The organism is Gordonia sp. CPCC 205333 (genome assembly GCF_048537885.1).
GTDB lineage: Bacteria > Actinomycetota > Actinomycetes > Mycobacteriales > Mycobacteriaceae > Gordonia.
Map to the genome: position 1 here is coordinate 537,600 of NZ_JBCLVI010000005.1, position 17,930 is coordinate 555,529.

17 protein-coding genes are annotated in these 17,930 nt (G+C 60.7%); 1 reads left to right on the forward strand and 16 read right to left on the reverse strand.

What is annotated here, in order from left to right:
* Positions 1 to 25 precede the first annotated feature (25 nt).
* The 16 genes from AAFP29_RS20415 to fdxA form a co-directional block, all read right to left on the reverse strand.
* Complete coding sequence (locus AAFP29_RS20415; protein WP_419219236.1) at positions 26 to 1,624, reverse strand: flavin-containing monooxygenase; 1,599 nt, start codon at positions 1,622 to 1,624, stop codon at positions 26 to 28.
* 8 nt (positions 1,625 to 1,632) lie between these two features.
* Positions 1,633 to 2,487 carry an SDR family NAD(P)-dependent oxidoreductase gene (locus AAFP29_RS20420; protein WP_419219237.1) on the reverse strand — a complete coding sequence of 285 codons (855 nt, stop codon included), beginning with the start codon at positions 2,485 to 2,487 and terminating at the stop codon, positions 1,633 to 1,635.
* On the reverse strand, positions 2,484 to 4,049 hold the full coding sequence (locus tag AAFP29_RS20425; RefSeq protein WP_419219238.1) for a flavin-containing monooxygenase: 1,566 nt from the start codon (positions 4,047 to 4,049) through the stop codon (positions 2,484 to 2,486). Before AAFP29_RS20425 ends, AAFP29_RS20420 begins: the two co-directional genes overlap by 4 nt.
* Before the next feature lie 77 nt (positions 4,050 to 4,126).
* Positions 4,127 to 4,897 carry a hypothetical protein gene (locus AAFP29_RS20430; RefSeq protein ID WP_419219239.1) on the reverse strand — a complete coding sequence of 257 codons (771 nt, stop codon included), beginning with the start codon at positions 4,895 to 4,897 and terminating at the stop codon, positions 4,127 to 4,129.
* A 40-nt stretch (positions 4,898 to 4,937) separates the two neighbouring features.
* Positions 4,938 to 5,891 (reverse strand): MlaD family protein, encoded by a 954-nt coding sequence (locus AAFP29_RS20435; protein WP_419219240.1) that lies wholly within the window; start codon positions 5,889 to 5,891, stop codon positions 4,938 to 4,940.
* A complete protein-coding gene (locus tag AAFP29_RS20440; RefSeq protein ID WP_419219241.1) occupies positions 5,892 to 6,914 on the reverse strand; it encodes an MlaD family protein in 1,023 nt (340 codons plus the stop codon).
* Complete coding sequence (locus tag AAFP29_RS20445; protein ID WP_419219242.1) at positions 6,911 to 8,035, reverse strand: MlaD family protein; 1,125 nt, start codon at positions 8,033 to 8,035, stop codon at positions 6,911 to 6,913. Before AAFP29_RS20445 ends, AAFP29_RS20440 begins: the two co-directional genes overlap by 4 nt.
* Before the next feature lie 4 nt (positions 8,036 to 8,039).
* Complete coding sequence (locus AAFP29_RS20450; RefSeq protein ID WP_419219243.1) at positions 8,040 to 9,083, reverse strand: MlaD family protein; 1,044 nt, start codon at positions 9,081 to 9,083, stop codon at positions 8,040 to 8,042.
* Positions 9,080 to 10,093: an MlaD family protein gene (locus AAFP29_RS20455; RefSeq protein ID WP_419219244.1), complete on the reverse strand. Its 1,014-nt coding sequence runs from the start codon at positions 10,091 to 10,093 to the stop codon at positions 9,080 to 9,082. The genes AAFP29_RS20450 and AAFP29_RS20455 overlap by 4 nt, the downstream gene beginning before the upstream one ends.
* A complete protein-coding gene (locus AAFP29_RS20460; protein WP_419219245.1) occupies positions 10,090 to 11,145 on the reverse strand; it encodes an MlaD family protein in 1,056 nt (351 codons plus the stop codon). Before AAFP29_RS20460 ends, AAFP29_RS20455 begins: the two co-directional genes overlap by 4 nt.
* Before the next feature lie 4 nt (positions 11,146 to 11,149).
* Positions 11,150 to 12,016: an ABC transporter permease gene (locus AAFP29_RS20465; protein WP_419219246.1), complete on the reverse strand. Its 867-nt coding sequence runs from the start codon at positions 12,014 to 12,016 to the stop codon at positions 11,150 to 11,152.
* Complete coding sequence (locus AAFP29_RS20470; RefSeq protein WP_419219247.1) at positions 12,016 to 12,843, reverse strand: MlaE family ABC transporter permease; 828 nt, start codon at positions 12,841 to 12,843, stop codon at positions 12,016 to 12,018. Before AAFP29_RS20470 ends, AAFP29_RS20465 begins: the two co-directional genes overlap by 1 nt.
* Positions 12,840 to 13,850 (reverse strand): alpha/beta hydrolase fold domain-containing protein, encoded by a 1,011-nt coding sequence (locus tag AAFP29_RS20475; protein ID WP_419219248.1) that lies wholly within the window; start codon positions 13,848 to 13,850, stop codon positions 12,840 to 12,842. Before AAFP29_RS20475 ends, AAFP29_RS20470 begins: the two co-directional genes overlap by 4 nt.
* Before the next feature lie 109 nt (positions 13,851 to 13,959).
* On the reverse strand, positions 13,960 to 15,351 hold the full coding sequence (locus tag AAFP29_RS20480; RefSeq protein ID WP_419219249.1) for an ABC1 kinase family protein: 1,392 nt from the start codon (positions 15,349 to 15,351) through the stop codon (positions 13,960 to 13,962).
* Positions 15,352 to 15,522: 171 nt separating this feature from the next.
* Positions 15,523 to 16,617: a succinyldiaminopimelate transaminase gene (gene dapC, locus AAFP29_RS20485; protein ID WP_419219250.1), complete on the reverse strand. Its 1,095-nt coding sequence runs from the start codon at positions 16,615 to 16,617 to the stop codon at positions 15,523 to 15,525.
* Positions 16,618 to 16,621: 4 nt separating this feature from the next.
* The gene (fdxA, locus tag AAFP29_RS20490; RefSeq protein WP_040525998.1) at positions 16,622 to 16,954 is read right to left on the reverse strand and encodes a ferredoxin; all 333 of its coding nucleotides are present in this window, start codon (positions 16,952 to 16,954) and stop codon (positions 16,622 to 16,624) included.
* Positions 16,955 to 17,328: 374 nt separating this feature from the next.
* Here fdxA and AAFP29_RS20495 point away from each other — a divergent pair, with 374 nt between their 5' ends.
* Positions 17,329 to 17,928 (forward strand): cysteine dioxygenase, encoded by a 600-nt coding sequence (locus tag AAFP29_RS20495; RefSeq protein WP_419219251.1) that lies wholly within the window; start codon positions 17,329 to 17,331, stop codon positions 17,926 to 17,928.
* Positions 17,929 to 17,930 lie beyond the last annotated feature (2 nt).

Here is a 17,930-nt window from a genome sequence, read left to right on the forward strand (position 1 = left end):
TACCTCGGCTCGATGGTTCGGACCTTCAGTCCAATCCCGCTAAGGTCACGGTCTGCGCGGGCGTACTTTCGGCAACCGACCCGCGTCGGAAGTCGAAGTCATCGAACCGGAGGTTCTTGCTGGCCCTCGTTGACTGATAAGCGGTTGTCGGCCGCAGGAAGCCAAAGTCGCCGTGCTTGTCGATGTAATACGAGTTCGCATTGATACAAGCCTTGCCGTGCATCAACGTCTCCTTCCCGCGCTCGGAGATGAAGTCGAAGAACCTGTCATTCGCTTCGTCGGTTACCGCGACCGACGTTGCCCCGCGTTTTTCCGCCTCGGCGATGACCTTTGTCGTGATCCGCATCGCGTTCTCCACCATCACATGCCAACTGCTACCGCTCCAGGCGAACGGCCCGAAAACCATGAAGTGGTTGGGCAGTTGCGGCATACATACGCCCTCATAAGCCTTCGCTCGGTTGTGCTCGTAGAAATCTGCGAGATCAAATCCGTTCCGACCGCGAACAGGCCTGCGGCGATATGGCTCGGGACTCTGCGACATCTCGAACCCGGTTGCCAGGACGAGAGCGTCGATACGATGCTCTCGTCCATCGCGGGTCAGAACACCGTTGGCCGTGATTCGCTCGATGGACTCGGTGATCAGTTCGACGTTATCGCGGGTATAGGTCTTGTAGTACAGGTTGGAGACGCTGGGCCTTTTGCATCCGAATCCGTATGTCGGAGTGAGCTTTTCGCGCAGTCGACGATCCCGCACCTGAGTGAACAGGAAGGCCCGACAGGCCCAATTGGGGACCAGCGTCAGCGGCGCGATCTGCTTTCCATAGACCGTGATTCCGACCAGGCCCAGTTCTACGAGGCCCGCGACGATTCCTCGAATCACGCTCTGCAACGCGGGAACACGCCGAAACGCGGTCGCGACGATTCGCGGAATACGGAAGTCCGGCTTCGCGAACACCCAGATCGCTCGACGCTGGAAAACAGTCAAGTGTTCCGCCATCGTTGCCAGTTGAGGCACCAACTGAACCGAGGTCGCCCCGGTTCCGATAACCGCAACCCGCTTACCCGTGAGGTCGTAATCGTGGTCCCACACCTGCGTCTGAATCACCTTCCCGGTGAAATCCTCCAGACCCGCGATATCGGGAACCTTCGGTTCGACGAAGGCACCAAGAGCGGTGACCACGTACTTAGCCGTGATTTCGCGGTGATCACCGAGACCGAGTCGCCAGAATTGTCGGTCTTCGTCCCACTGGCGGCTCACCACATCATGATCGAACCGCAGATGTCGATCTAGGCGATAGTCGGTCACCAGTCCTTCGATGTACTGCCTGACCTCCGCCCCTTTGGGAAAGGTACGCGACCAGTTGGGATTCTTGGCGAACGAGAATTGGTACACAATGCCCGGAACATCAACCGCCACATCGGGATACGTATTGGCGTACCACGTTCCCCCAACGCCGTCCGCGCGTTCGAGGACCACAAAGTCGTCGATGCCTGCCTGCTTGCAGGCGATTGCCATGCCCAGTCCGCCGAATCCCGCACCGACTATGGCCACCAGGTGATCGGGGCGTTCCGCCGACTTCGCCGACGTCGCACCATCGTGGGCGCGCTTACGTTTCTGTGCCATCGGGTTACCTACCCGTCCTGCGCTTGTCGCGTAATTCTGCCGTCATATTCCGCGCGTTTTTCCAGGTCGTACGGTTCCAGCGTGCGATCGGCTCCAACCACTCGGCGTCCGGCAAGCCACAACGCTTCGGGGACCAGCGGATAGAGTCGCAGTCCCACCACCGTCCCGATCGGTGCGCCGACGACGGCTGGACGCCGACGCAACGTGCCGACCGCGCGACGCGCGACCATCTCCGGTGAGATGATCCCGATGCGTTCCCACCATTTGAACGGTATGCCATCGACGAGCTGGGTCCGCACTGCCGATGGCATGACAACGGACAAGGTCACGCCGGTGCCTTGCAGTTCCTCACGTGCACTGCGCCCGAATCCGGTTGCGGCATGTTTGCTGGAGACATAGGTCGCGAGGCCCGGCGAATGGATAGCGCCCGCCGCCGAGGTGATGTTGATGAAGTGACCGCGACCGCGCTCGATCATCTTCGGCGCCAGGGTCTGGAATGAATGGTAGTGACCCCAGAAGTTCACCCGCATCGTCGCGTTCGCGACTCCGACGGACTCTGACAGCAGTGGCCCCACCGGCATGATGCCCGCGTTATTCACCACGATGTCGATCGGGCCAACCGTGGACTCGACCAAATCCACTGTGCGCGCGTATTTCTCGGCATCGCCAACGTCGAGCCCCAGTCCAATCGCACCCCCGCCGATCCGGTCTGCCGAGCTGATCGCCACGGCTTCTTCGAGGTCTGCGATCACCACCCGCGCTCCCTTGGCGGCCAGCTTCCGCGCCGTCGCCAAGCCAATGCCGCGCGCTCCGCCGGTGACCAGCGCTACGGCGCCCGCCGTCTCGAAACTCTGAAATTTCATGCGCTGATCTCCGTGTCGGTATGGTTTTGGCCCGCCACGTCGGCAACGGCAGGTGCGTGGAACTGATAGGCATTCAGGTCCGGGGTCCGACTGTCGCGCCTGGCCTCGAATAGGCTCGTCGGCCGGATATATGGCATGTCACCCACGGAGTTGACGTAGTACGTGCGGAGACCGCGGTTGACAGTGTTGAAGTAATAGTCGATGTTTTCGTCGTTGCGACGGATCATTGAGTGATAGTCGCGATGAGCCTGCTCGCGCACTTCGGCGATCTCCTCGCCACGTCGGCGAGCCTCGGCGATGATATTCGTGGCGTGGGTCGATGAGATTTCGACTAGTTCGTGCCACCCCGTGCCGATCCACGAATACGGTCCGACCAGCATCCAGCGGTTGGGCAGTTTGGGAACCGAAACCGACTGGTATGCCTGGAGTCGTTCCTCGTTGTAGAACTTGCCCAGATCGAAGCCGTCGCGGCCGACCACCGTACCCTCCACGTAGCTCTCTGGATCGGAGAACAGGTGATAACCCGTCGCGAGGACGATTGCGTCGAATCTGCGCAGCGCACCATCGCGGGTGATGATTCCCTCCGGGACGATCTTCTCGATCGCCTCGTCCACGAGTGTCACATTCGGCCGGTTGAATGCCTGCAGAAATGAATTCGATAGCGTCGGCCGCTTGCCCAGCGGACCGTATCCCGGCATCAGCCGCTTACGGGTCGAAGGATCTGCGACCACGACAGAGAGATACACCGAGTAAAGTCGTCGTGCAACGTCGTCGAATCGCGGCGCCAGTGCGCGGAATAACGGTCGGGGTGTCTGATAGACCAGTCGCAGTGCCGCCTCGACGACAACATTCGCGATCCCGCTCAATAACGGGCCGATCCCCGGCGCCCCGACAACTCGACGAGCTGGCGCCGGCATCGGGAAATCCGGTTTCGGCAATGCCCACACCGGCGTGCGCTGAAACACTTCCAATGCGTCGACCTGCGGCGCGATCGACGGCGTGATCTGTACCGAGCTCGCGCCCGTGCCAATAATCGCGACTCGTTTGCCGGTCAGGTTGTAGTCGTGATCCCACGAGTTGGGACGCAAGATCTTGCCCGCGAAGTCGAGATATCCGGGAATGCCCGGATCTTCTTTGGCACGAATGTATGCCCCGATCGCTGAGATGACATAGCGGGCGGTGATCTCCGAGCCGTCGGCGGCGGTGAGACGCCACAGACCGGCGTCGTGGTCCCACACTTCCCGCTCGATATTGACGCCCCACCGCGCTTTGTCGTAGAGGTCGAAAGTCCGCGCGACTGACCGGTGATACTCGAACACCTCACCCCCTTTCGGAAAGAGTCGAGTCCATTCCGGGTTTCGCGCGAAAGAGTATTGATAGGTGAATCCGGGCACGTCCACGCCTAGACCCGGGTAATGGTTGTCGCGCCAGCTGCCGCCGAAGTCATCGGCGCGATCGAGGATGACGAAGTCGTCGATCCCCTTCTTCTTCAGCAGTACCGCCGCGCAGATTCCGCCCGGTCCGGCTCCGATGATCGCTACCGAATGGTCTGGTGTTGTCATGTCACATCCTCCTGCAACGATACTGACACATCATTACTATTAATTCAATTCCCAACCCGCCAAGCGGCGTTCCGACGCTATTTCGCGCCAGGTATCACGCCGTTGTCGCCGCCTTGAACCTTCGGATCAGGCGCAAAGTTCGCCACCTTCCACTTGCCGTCCAGTCGCACGACGACCACCCGGAGAATTACCGCCGTCGTGGTGCGTTCCGGTTGCTGAGTCGTCGTCGACGTCTGACGAGCGAGCACGACGAAGTTCCAGGGGTCCCCGGATTTGCGGTCAGCAGTGACATCTCCGTCGAGGAAGGCGTAAACCACTTCGCCTTCTGACACCATGCGCAACTGCTCCAGAAGTTCCTTGGTAAGCGCACCCGCCCCGTTCGGTTCGAGGCTGAATGTCTTGCCGAACGCATCGGTGGTACCCGACGACAGTCCCTTCACGAATTTGGTCGCATTGCGATAGTCGATCGTCAGGGCTCGCGTGGCGTAGCCCTCCGCGGCCTGCCGCGCCTGCTCGACTAAGGCGGCCCGGCTCTGAACCGATTCTCGCTGCTGCGACAGGTCGCTCGCAGCCGACTGACGCGCGACCGCGAAGCCGATCGTCGTACAGAGCAATAACACTGCGATCGCGCCGACACCAACCACCATTCGGATGAGTCGGCGTGTGCGCTGCTCCGACGCCGCAAGGTCAGATTTGAGCCGGTCCTTCACACGAACCTTCGTCCGCTTCTTTTCCGCATCCTTGCCAGACCGATTCACCTCCACATCGTCAGATGTGGGTGATGTGTCGTGGTCGGGCACCTCAACCGAATCGGCCAATTCGGTAGTGGGCGGTGACTCGTCTGCCATTAGATATCACCTAACCTTTCTTGTCGTGAATCGCTTCGGGTCACTTGACAGTCAGTTGCACACGCATAGGGCCACCCGACGGAAATGCCCGCGCCCACAGGTCAGTGAATGCACCGACGTTGACGCGAATACCACGAAGTTGCGCAGTCACCGGGGCGAGCGCGGCAGTGATGCCACCGAATTCGGGCAGCAGGACGCTCACGTCCTTGAGCAGGCGGGTCATAAACGGGCCTATCTGGCTATTCCAGGTATCGCCTTTAGCCGACATCGCCCCGAATCTGTTCAGTTGCCGAATTACATCAGCGAGTGGTGCCGCGAGGTTCTGCAGCGTTCCAGCTACTGGCCGCAGACGCCCTGGACCGTCGACACTCATCAGTCGCATATCCAATGTCTGAGCGGCGACGAAGAGTTCGCGGATCACAGAACTCTTGTCCGCGATCGTCGACGCCATCAGTTCAGCGACCAATTTCATACTGCTCAATGCGGCCTTGTCTGCGGTAACCGACTTGAGCACGACTCCCATTCGATCAATGACGGCTGGATCGATGAGTTCACCGAGCCGGTCGATACGACCGAGAACCGACCCAACGGACGCTGAGTCGACCACTTGTTCTCGACCAACGCGTGCGCCATCGGCCAAATAGGGTCCGGCCGGCGAGTCCGGACGGAAGTCCAGATACTGCTCGCCCACCGGCGACAGGTTTTGCACGATTACCTTCGACGACGCCGGCACCGCATACTTCGCGTCAATACTCACCGTGACGTCGACGCCGTCACGACCGGCCACAATTGAGCGCACTCGCCCGATCGTCAAACCATGCATCGCGACGGCGGACGTGTCCATCAGACCACCCGTATCGCCCATGGTGACGACGATCTCGACATTCTGCCGGCCCGGATTTATGTCGAGTACTCGAAATGCCAAATAGGCCAACGAAATAGCCAAGATCAAGCCGAGACATCCGCAGGAGAGCAAGCCTTTGCGCAGCTTCATTCACACCACCCCGATTGCCCGTAGAACATCGGCGACCCGTGTTGAGGCGCCATTCGAGTCGTTGACGCGGAGCACGTCGATCTCGCCACGACCGGTGAGAAACGGCGCGATCTTCTGAGCGAGCAGATCACGCACCGCCAGGGCATTTCGCCCCAACGAGCGGTCGCCGTCGGCGATGGTCATCAGCATCGGGTCCGCAACCGCCAGGATCTTCTTCAGATCCGAGTATGTGGGTTGTACCAGCAAGTCGCCGCCTGGTTTGGTTAGCATGCGCAGATCGGCGATCAGCTGTACCACCGTCAGGAACAGCCGCTGCAATCGGCCGAATCGATCCGGCCCGATGACCAATGCTCGCTCGATCGACTCGCGATTCTTGGCCAAATCATCGACGATCCGGCCTCCATCGGCCAACATCGAGTCCAGCGTGTCTGTCGAGGCACCCAATTCCACCATCTGCCGAGCCGACTTCTCGGTGAGAGTCCGCAATTCATTGGGGTCAGCGGGAAGCGCGCGGTTGAGTTTGCGGATCACATCCTGCGATCGCCCGACAATGCCTCCGTTAATAAACTGTGCCAAGCCAGTCATCACTGTTTCGACATTGTCCGGCGGCACAGTACGATTCACCGGGATTCGGCCCCCGACGGGCAACAATTGATCAACGCGACCATCCGGCGGAATCAGTGCGATGTACAGATCCCCCAGCAGAGTGGTCTGGCGCAATTCCGCTCCGATTGCCACCGGCAGCCTGACGCCGTCGGATATCGCGACCCGTGTGATCGCCGTCTTGACTCCCAGGCGGACCGACTTGAGTTCTCCCACGCGATTTCCGTTGAGCAGCACCTTCGCCCCGTCTGGAATATTCAGAACGTTCGCGAATTCGATCTCGATTTCATACGTCGGGCCGCCGAGCTGACCGGGGAGTTTGACAGTAGCGGTACTGCCACACCCGACGAGCCCAATACAGGCGACGATGAGCGCCATGGTGAACCGCAGGATCGATCGGTGGGCTGCAGGAGTATTCATCGGTCACCGCCCAGGATCATCTGAATAAGGCCCGACTTCGCAGCATCCTGCTTGGCACAACCGGCCGGCTTGTTCAACAACGAACACAAAGCGGATAAATCCGAACGCTTGATGGATACCGCGGGCGGCGCCCAGGTCACGCGCAAAGCTCCGGTGCGCTTGTCGAAGATTTGGTCGGTGACACTGGCCAACCCCGGCAATTGAGCAACCAGTTGCGCGATTCGAGTCGCGAAGGGTGCCAATACCTGCACCCACGGCGTCACGAATTCGACGATCGAGAGAATACGGTCACCGAAGCGTCCAGTGATTCGGCCAAGCACGGGCACCAACACAATTGCCGACTTGAGCCCTTCGGCGAATTCTTCGGAGAACCCCACGAAAGCGATGCCTGCGTCGTTGACCGTGCGTACGAGTTTCTCGATCTCTGGCCAATGTTCGACCGTGCCCTTGGCGAGGGTGTTGGAATTGTCGAGGATCCCCCGCAAAGCGGCATCGGTTTGAGTCGGATTCCCTTGCAGCCTAACGAAATTGCGCAAAACCTGGACCAACTGCGGGCCGCGGCCCGCGAAGTTCCGATCGGCCATATCAAGCAGGCGGGCCAAGTCAGTACCGGCTGCGTCAGCCCGTAGTTCACCATCGGGTCCCAACACGTCGGCGAGCAGATTATCCAAGGCCTGATAGGCCTGGCTTACCCCCCGGGGCGTCTTAGTGCGGTCCACCGAAATACATGAGCCAGGTGACAGGGTCGCTCCGCCACGGTATGGGCCGGAGAACTCGACACGGCGGTCAGCGACGATCGACGAATCAATGACAACTGCTCCCACATCGGCAGCAAGTTGGAGATCCTGCCGTACCGACAGTGTCATTCGCACCCCACCGGTCCGAGGCTCGATCTTGTCGATCTTCCCTACCTGCAGCCCCATCATGGACACGGCATTGCCTTGGTACACCCCGACAGCATCGACGAAGTCGACGCATACCGTGCGCGTCTTCAACTCCGCAGTTAGTCGCGGCGCGAAAGCGATAACGGCACCGCCGCCGACCAGCACCGCGGCTACGATGACGACGGTCAGCAAGCGCAGACTTTTCCGCGGTCTGCGCTCAGGCGTCAGTTCAGTCATTTGATCAGCACTTCCTCGAAGCAGACGGAACACAGAGCGACACTCCGGAGACCGTGGCATCCGAGTCGTCGATGGTCAGACCACCGCCGTCGCCTCCGACAAGCCCTTTCACCCGAGCGAGTGCATTCTCGACCGCACTAACGGCCGAGTCCACTTTCCGCACGCTCGGTTCGAGGCGTTCCAAAATATCGGCCAGGTCGTTCACCGGGCGCTCTATCTTGTCGGCGTAGGCGACCAGCGGTCGCTCGAAGAACTGGAACAGCTTGGTGAGCAGGGCGAATACACGATGCACCTGTTCGTGACGGGTACCCAACTCGAGTCCGATCTCACCGATATTGCGGATCAGGGTGAAGAGGATCTGACGATCAGCGGCCGTGGCGCGTGCGTACTCGTCGGATACTTTCAGTGCACCACTGAGTTCAGTCGAACGTCGGGCGAATTGTTCAGTCAACGATGACGTCGTGTCGAGGATTCGGGCTACTGCGTCCGGTTGTCCAACAAGACCGCTTTCGACGGTGGTGATCAATTCGCGCAATTTCGCTCCGTCGAGTGCCGCCGCTTTCGGCGTCACTTCTTCGAGGAGCGCGGTGAGGTCATATGTCCCAGTGACCCGTTCTGCCGGGACAGGCCGAACGCCGAGCGGCGACCGCCCCTTGGGGATCAGTTGTAGATAGCGGCCGCCGACCGGAGTAAGCAGCCGAATGTCGATCGACGTATCCGATCCGATATGTAGATCCTTCTTGACGGAGAACTCCACTCGCACATGGTCGCCGTCGACAGTGAGCGCTTTCACCTCGCCGACCAAGATTCCCGCGATCCGCACCTGATCCCCCGACCGCACCCCCGACGCGTTGGCGAATTGAGCCGTGTAGTCGGCATAGCCAAGGGGCCGAAGGTATACCAGCCCCAACGCCGCGGCGACGATTCCAACCACGACCGTGGCGAGGAGCCCGACCAGCAACTGGTGACGTCGGGCGCGGTCCTCAGATGGCACCCGCCCAACACCCATCACGTCTTTGACAGCGTCGAAGACCTGGCGACGACTCATGGGCGACACACCACCACGTCGCGGCCTCCCACGAGGACTTTGGTGACTACCGGCAAATTCAGTCTTCCTCTCGTACAAGTGAAGTCGGCGCTCGCACTCGCTTTGCCCGCGTCGTTGACCGAGGACAATAGGCCGGGAATGGCCTCTAGCAGCCGGACGAGATCCGGGGTGAAGGGAATGACCCGGTTGAGTAGGGCATCGAGCGGTCCATAGTTCGAGTCGTAGCTACCTTGGAGAGTCCGCAAGAGGTCGACGAATGGGACGAGCACACGATCCCCGTAGTCCAACGACTCTTTGACCACCTCAATCCGGGTCGTGAATTGCATGATCGACTGGTTAAGACTGCTGACCAGTTTCGCCACACGCTGGGATCGGCCACCGATCTGCTTGGCCAGTCGATTCAGATTGTCGACCATGGTGATCAACACCAGATCTTTACGTCTTACCAGCGCGGTGATGCGATCGATAGCAGCTAGTGCGGGCGCCATTCCCCTGCCGTCACCCTGCAATAGCAACGCCGCATTCTGAGCGAATTTATTCACCTCGGTGGGATCGATCTCACCAATCAGCGGAGCGACCCCGTTGAACAAAGCGGTGACATCGAATGACGGGATGGTCCGACTAACCGAAATAGTGGTATTCGGATCCTGTGGGCCGCCCGATCCATCCTGCCGAATCACTTCCAAATACCGCTGCCCCACCAAGTTCTGGTACCGCACCGCGACCTGTGAATTGTCGTCAAGACGATGGGCTTGCTGAACGTCGAACTCAACCAGGGCCGTCGATGTCGACGACTCAAGGCGCACGCTTCGCACCTTGCCGACCGCAACGCCCGCGATGCGAACAGAGTCACCATCGTAGAGTCCCGCGACATCGGAGAACGCGGCCGAATAGTGGACCTTGTCGCCGGCGACCGGACCGATCATTGTGCGGCCTATGAACGCCATCGCACCTCCGATGAGCGCGGTGAAAACCAACACCAGAATTAGCGAAGACCGTACAGATTTCACCGTTCTCCCCCACGAACTTCCTTGTAGAGCAACGGCGCCGCGATCTGAGGCGCCTTTGTCAACAAAACTTCGATGAGCAATCGCACTTTGCCGTCGGGCTGCAGCGCGAACGCATCACCGGTCGAGCGGATGAGTGTGTTGAGTCGGTGGTAGGCGTTGGGAACTGTGCCGACCGAAACTACGATCGGGACTCCGAAATCGAGTGCGACGCCAATCAAGGATTTGAGGGGTTCGGCATTTCGCCCACCGATGATGCGACCCAAGGGCTTCACCAGACCGTTGATCAAGCCATCGATTCCGGTAGTAGTCCGGTTCAGTCCAGTGGGCTGGTCCAAATATGACGACGCGTTGAGCGATTGATCTATTACGCTGAAGATCGGCGCGACGGCGGGCCTGATGACATCAAGCACCTTTTGCGTATCGCGCAAAGCCTGCCCGATCGAGATCCGCTGGTCGGTGGCCAGGCCGGACAGCAGTGGCAACAAATTGCGGACGAGCTTGATGTAAGGATCTGCGTCAGTCAGCACACTGTCGAGTGACCTGAGCGTTTCGGCGTCGCTGAGCGGCGTAGTCAACTTTCCCAGCCGGCTCAGGACACTGGTCATTGTGCCCAATGCGGTGCTGGCGGAGCGAACGGTCAGAATTGCGCCGCTGCGCAGAGCGGAACCGCGTCGCTCTGCCGGCACCAACTCGACACCGGTCGCCGCGAACATATTGGTCGCCCGATATACCGGCACAACATCGGTGGTCAGCCCAGCGGTTTGGCCATCGTCAATGCTCAGTTGGACACGTTGTGAACCATCGCTGCCAACCGTCAGACTCGATACCTTCCCGATCGTGTAACCGCGGTACTTGACGTCGGCTCCTTCCGCGAGTCCATCCCCGATCTGGGTGGACACCACAGTGATAGTGAACTTCTCCGCGAATCCACCACGCGACCAGGTCGTTAACACAATTCCAGAGATCACCATGACCACGACGACAACAACGCCGACCGCGCTCAGTACGGCTGGGCGCGGTTCGCGCCCCGATGGATCTACCCACAGCGGCATAAGATCAACCCGACACTCTCACACCGGAGTCGAAGCCCCACAAAAGCAAGGTCAACAACATATCCATGGTCACAACTATGACGAGACTCGCCCTGATTGCCCGGCCAGCGGCAACCCCAACACCTTCCGGTCCACCCATCGCGTAGTAGCCCTGATACGAGTGAATGAGCACGATAGCGACGGCGAATACGATGACCTTGACGATCGAATAGCCAATGTCACCGGCTGAGACGAAGGTCGTGAAATAGTGCAAATAGGTGCCGATCGACTGGCCGTGTACTACCGAGACCAGCACTTCACACGCGATATATGCGGCAACCAAGGTCATTAGATACAGCGGAACAATAGTGATTACACCTGCGACGACCCGAGCGGATACGACATAGGGAATCGGCCTGATCGCCGTCGCCTCCAACGCATCAATCTCTTCAGAAATACGCATGGCACCGGCCTCCGCAGTGATTCGGCAGCCGACCTGGGCTGCGAATCCCACAGCTGCGATTAGCGGCCCAAGTTCGCGCGTCGTCGCATAACCGGATACGAATCCGGTCAGTGGCCCCATGTTGACCATGTTGAGCAGTGAGAATCCTTGAATTCCCACTGTGCCACCGACCGCTACCCCGAGAAACAGCAGGACTCCGAGCATGCCACCGCCAACGATCACCGAGCCATTGCCGAAAGTAATGCTGCCCACGTGTGCCAGTACCTCGCGGCGGTATTTGGTCACCGCCAGCGGGACCGCGCGCAGCACATTGAACACAAAATAGGCCTGATGCCCAATGAGCGCCGCCGCCGTCACTGGCTTACCGGCCACCGCTCGGCCGCTGCGGACAATGACCCCGAATCCGACCGGGGTATATCGCGACGCCATCACAGAATCCGCTGCGGAAAGAACATGGTAGTCAGCTGAGTGATCACCAAATTGAGCGCGAACGCCGCCACGACACCAATCACGACCGCTGCGTTAACCGAGTCTGCGACTGCCTTCGCGCCGTGTTTGGTCTCCAGACCGCGCTGACACGCGACGACCGCGACAACGAAGGCGAACAGTATCGACTTAACGACCGCGATGGCTATATCCGTGAATGATGCGAATGATGCGAAAGACGACACATAGGAGCCCGGGGCGACATCCTGGAACGCGACGGCAATTACGTATCCAGTAGACAAACCCATGATTATGGTCAAAAAGCAGATGAGGGGTGCCACGACGACCATCGCAGCGATCCGCGGCGCGACCAAACGAGAGATGGGGTCGATGCCCATCGTGCGCAACGCGTCAACCTCTTCCCGCATCACTCGCGCGCCGAGATCTGACGCGACGGCCGCCCCGGCCGCCCCGCCGAGTAGGAGCGCGGCGACCATCGGGGCGCCTTGCTGGATCACACCCAGACCACCTGCTGCGCCGGAGATCGATGTCGCGCCGACCTGCTGAGTCAGACTCCCCGCCTGGACCGAGACAATCACACCGAACGGAATTGACACCAACACGGTTGGTGGCGCGGTAACTGTGATGACGAACCACGTCAGCGTGACGAAATCACGAATTGGAAAGCGACCACGAATCATATCTATCGCGCCGAACAGGCTCGCCGCGGCCGCTAGTTGTATCGCCCGTCCAAAGGTTGCGATCGACCCGACCATTGTTCGTCGCACATAGTGATCGGCCCGATCGAGCAGATCTGCAGCCGGGGTCATGCAGCTTTGTCGGTCCGTGCGACGGCGAGGCTCGCCAGGATATGCGTGGTCAGGCGATCGAGGGCCAACTTACCCTCTGGAATGAAATCGGCGCCTGCTTGGAACACGTGGATCTGGCCGGGAAAGACGTCGAGGCGGACCGCACCGCCGGCAACAGCGCTCAATCCAACTAGAGCATCTGAGTCGGGGCGCAAGATCTCCTCACCACCCACTTGAATGAGCAGCGGGGGCAACGCGGCGAGTTCAGCCGGCGATGCCGTTGCCGGATGTCGCAGGTCTTCTCGAGCAGCCTCGTCTTCCTCGGCGGCGGAGATCAGTGTCCACATCGCGTCGAGGGCCGAAGCCGGAAAAAGCGGGTCACGATCGGCATCGGGTCCGGCGAGCTTCGCTGAGGGCTCAAGGTCGATGATCGGCGATATACACGCCACCGCGCCGAGGCGCCCGATACCCCGACGCTGGGACTCCAGAGCCACTCGCAACGCGAGGTATCCCCCGGCTGAATCGCCCGCGATAGCAATATTGTGCGGCTTGACGCCCGAATCGATTAGATAGCGCAAGCCGTCAAGACAGTCGCTCAACGACGTGCTCACCGACGACTTCGGGAGTTGACGGTAGTCCACCGCGAGGGAGGGCACGCCAGTCGCTCGTACGATCCGCGATACAAGCCGACGATGACTGCGCACGCCGCCGACTATGAAAGCTCCGCCGTGGAGGTAGAGGATCGCCTGAGGCTCCCGGTCGCCGGGCACGAAATCCGCGGGCCGGATTCGCTCGGCCGCGCAGTTCCGCAGGACGATTCTGGTGCGTGTGACCCCACGTACCGCAGGCAGCAGTGATGCCAGGAACTCCAGCACCCCGTAGGGCCATGGCAATCGCGGATTGCTGGCCCACATTTTGAGCACGGGCTTGACGAATATTCGCGATGCGCGGGTCGCCGACCGTGCGCGCAGACTGGTGCGGTCGTATGTCCAGGTCTGCAGTACACGGAACGCCTCAACATTTGCCATGGGATCTACCTCACATTCGGATCCTCAGATTTATACCAGACTGACACACCAGTCACCTAACTCGCGCAGCTTTACGGGAATTGATTTTCAAAGGTTTTCGGCGAGCGTTTCAGCCCCGCGCCGACCATTCCGCGATGAGGTCACCCATCGGCGTTGCCGGTGGCGCGAGACCGAGCACCTCGGCAGCAATGCGGGACCACGGCGCCGTAGCTTCGAGCCGCCCCAAGAGTGCGCAGGTCGATAGTTCATTCCGCCGGCCAAAGGCATGCGCCTCAACCAACTGCTGGCCACTCATCGCTCCGACATGCCCGCCGGTTGGCAGCACCGCGGCGGCAGCGGCGGCGGCGGCGACCTCGCTAGTGATCATTGACTCGCCTGGATTCAAGTGCCAGCCGACGACCGCCGAGACATACTCACCTAGCCGCTGCGGCCCAACTTGGTCGGGGTTGACGATGAAACCTGCGTCGATCGCCTTTCGATAGGCACCGTCGATATCGTTCGTCAGCAACGCGCTGAACACCTGACGTTCGGTATCGAGTTGATCCGGCGTGAGCGACACACACAACCCGAAGTCGAGGAAGCCGACCTTGCCGTCAGGCAGTATCAGCACGTTTCCCGGATGAGGATCTGCGGAGAACCGGCCAATTCGATACATCTCGCCTAAATAGAATCGGTAAATCGCCTCGCCGATGACATCCCGGCGTTCGCGATCGAGCGTGCACGCGTCGCTGAACGACTGGCCGTCCAGAAACTCGGTGACCATCACGTCCGAGCCGCATAGTTCAGGTACCGGCCTAGGCACCCGAAAGACAGGATGACCGGCGAACCGATCGGCGAATTCCTGACCGTTGGACAACTCGCGCGCGAAGTCGAGTTCACCGCTGATCTGGTGGACCACTTCGGAAACTATCTGCTGGACGTTGACTGCGGGCGCATACGCTCCCAGCACCCGGACTAGGAGACTGAGATTCTTCAGGTCGGCACGGACCATGTCGTCGATATGCGGATACTTGATCTTGATCGCCACTTCCCTGCCGTCACGCAATTCGCCTCGGTAGACCTGACCTATCGAGGCAGCCGCGATCGGCTCGCCCAGATGCGCGATCTGCGCTGACCGGGGACCGAGTGAGCGCTCGAGCACGCGGCGCATGCGGCGATCATCCCAGCGCGGCGCCGATGCGAAGAGCGGTGCCAGCCGCTCGTTGAATGCGACTCGAGTCGTAGGAGTCGCCAACCCCAGATCCAATACCCCCAACAATTGCCCGAGCTTATGGGCGGCACCGCGCATACCCGCGGCCACCGACACGATGTCGTCGGCGAGTTTGAGAATCACTTCCTCTCGAGCGACGTCGACTTCAGTTGGCGTGCGGAACGGAGCCTTCGCGGCGCCCGCCGCCGATCTGAAAGCGTGCCTCGCAGCGACACCACCGATCTTGCTCCCCCGACGAATCCGCCCCGGCACTGCCCGGTCTTGAGCATCAGGCCCGTCGTTCAACGTCACACCGCTTTCCGGCTGGTATCGCATCAGCCAACTTCGCGCACCATTCTGACGATCCCGCGGGGCGGAATGTTCGTGAGCGGGCCACTGGCAATTACCCACACTGATGTATCACTCTGTCGCAATCAACAGAATACGACGTTCCGACTAAATCCCGATCCCGACTCGACTCGGTCAGGCCAGCCGCTTGACTGCCGCCGCGATGCGCTCATCGGTCGCGGTGAGTGCGATTCGCACATGGTTGGCGCCCACCGGTCCATAGAAGTCGCCGGGTGCCGCGAGGATGCCCCGCTCGGCTAGCCACGCGACGCTAACCCGTCCAGGTTCGTCGCGAGTCGACCACAGGTAGAGACCAGCCTCCGAATGATCGACGGTAAATCCGGCGGCCTCCACAGCGGGCATGAGGAAGTCTCGGCGAGCGCGGTAGCGGGCAGCCTGTTCGATGACATGCCGGTCGTCGTCGAGTGCCGCGATCATCGCGCCCTGAATCGGGAATGGCACGATCAGGCCCGAGTGCTTTCGGACAGCGAGCAATTCGGCGATCAGTTCGACATCACCGGCGAAGAAGCCCGCACGATACGACGCCAGATTCGACACCTTCGACAATGAGTGCACCGCGATCAAACCCGTGTGGTCGCCGTCAGACACTCTGGGATCAAGGATTGAGACCGGCTCGGCGTCCCAGGCCAAGCCGAGATAGCACTCGTCGGATACCACCACCGCGTTCCGCTCGCGCGCCCACGCGACGACACGACGCAGCGTATCGACATCCATCACCGCACCTGTCGGATTCGACGGTGAATTCACAAAAACCAACGCGACGTCGCCGACGTCGGCGGTACCGGTCGCATCGGCGCGTACCGGTGTCGCACCGGCCAGAATCGCGCTCACTTCGTAGGTGGGATAGGCGACCTCGGGGATCACGACATTCTCGCCCGCACCAATACCCAGCGTCGAAACAAGCCCGGCGATCGCCTCTTTGGTACCGATCACCGGCAGGATCGCCGACTCGCTCAACTCCGAGCTGCCATAGCGTCTAGCCAAGGCGGCTGCTGCGGATCGTCGTAGTACGGGCGTCCCCACCGTCGTCGGGTAGCCGGGAAACACCGACGCGTCGGCCAACGCCTGCCGGATCACCGGGTCGACCGGGTCAACGGGAGTGCCGACCGAAAGATCAACTATGCCCTCAGGATGCCCCGCTGCCGTCGCTTTCACATCTGCGATCGTGTCCCAGGGGAAATCGGGCAGCGCGGTGCTGACGCGTCGCACTCGTTCAGTCTTCTTCGGTGTTCATCGGGGGCAGTCCCTTAATGAACGGCGCATCGGCGTCGACCTTGCCGACCTTGCTCGCCCCGCCGGGCGATCCGAGATCGTCGAAGAAGTCGGCATTCGCGCTGACGTATGGTTCCCACTCGTCGGGCACATCATCTTCGTAGAAGATGGCCTCGACGGGGCACACCGGCTCGCACGCGCCACAGTCGACACATTCGTCGGGCTGGATGTAGAGCATCCGATCACCCTCATAGATGCAATCGACCGGACACTCCTCGACGCATGCTTTGTCCAACACGTCGACGCAAGGCTCGGCGATGATGTACGTCACCACAATCTCCTTCGCTGCAACCGATAGGCCGGACTCGGACTCACGATGTCGGCCCTACTGGCGCGGGGGGCTGTCCCACACCACAGACTTCGATCAAGAGTATCCGCCACCACGGTAGTGCCTCTAAACCCAGGTCCCACTGATCATGTGGCCGGTCACACCTATTCCCAGGTCGTCAGACACCTCAGGTTTAAATCACCGCAGCGTAAAACCTCGACGCCGTGCTGGCCGACGGCGAGGATGGATCGCGTGATCCCTGACTCGATGTCGCCGCAGATGTATCTGCGCTGTTGTCGCTGACTGAACCACCTCGCGTCGCCCACAACAGCGCCATTCCTGCTCATCGATATCCACTTCGATCACCGAAAGCCGTAACCATGACTTCGATCTTGGACCGCCCCCTATCCTCGTCTGCTTCCACGGGCTCGGCCGCCCACCTGCCAACCCGGCTGCGGCCCGCCGATCTACTCCGTATCACCGATCAGGGTGCGGCCGACGTTCTCGACGGCCGGTACGACCACCTGCTCCCCGCCCAGTGGGACACCGTCAACCGCTGGGCCACTCGCCTGCAGGCCGACGACGACCTCGACGTCTGGCTGATCAGCTGGACTCCCAACGAACACACTGAATTGCACGATCACGCCGGCTCACTCGGTGCGCTAACCGTTCTCTCCGGGTCGCTGGTCGAATACCGCTGGAACGGTGCGGGTTTGCGGCGACGGACCCTGGACGCCGGCGACCAGGCATCGTTCCCGCTGGGCTGGGTACACGACGTCGTCGCCAATCCGGATGCTGTCGCACCGACGACGATCTCGTCCTCCGGCCCGTCAGCACGTACCGTAACGGCACAGGCCGCGCCGGTGTCGTTGAGTGTGCACGCGTACTCACCGCCGCTGACCGCGATGTCGTATTACGAGGTCACGCCTCACCGCACATTGCGCCGTACTCGAACCACGTTGACCGATCAGCCGGAGTGAAT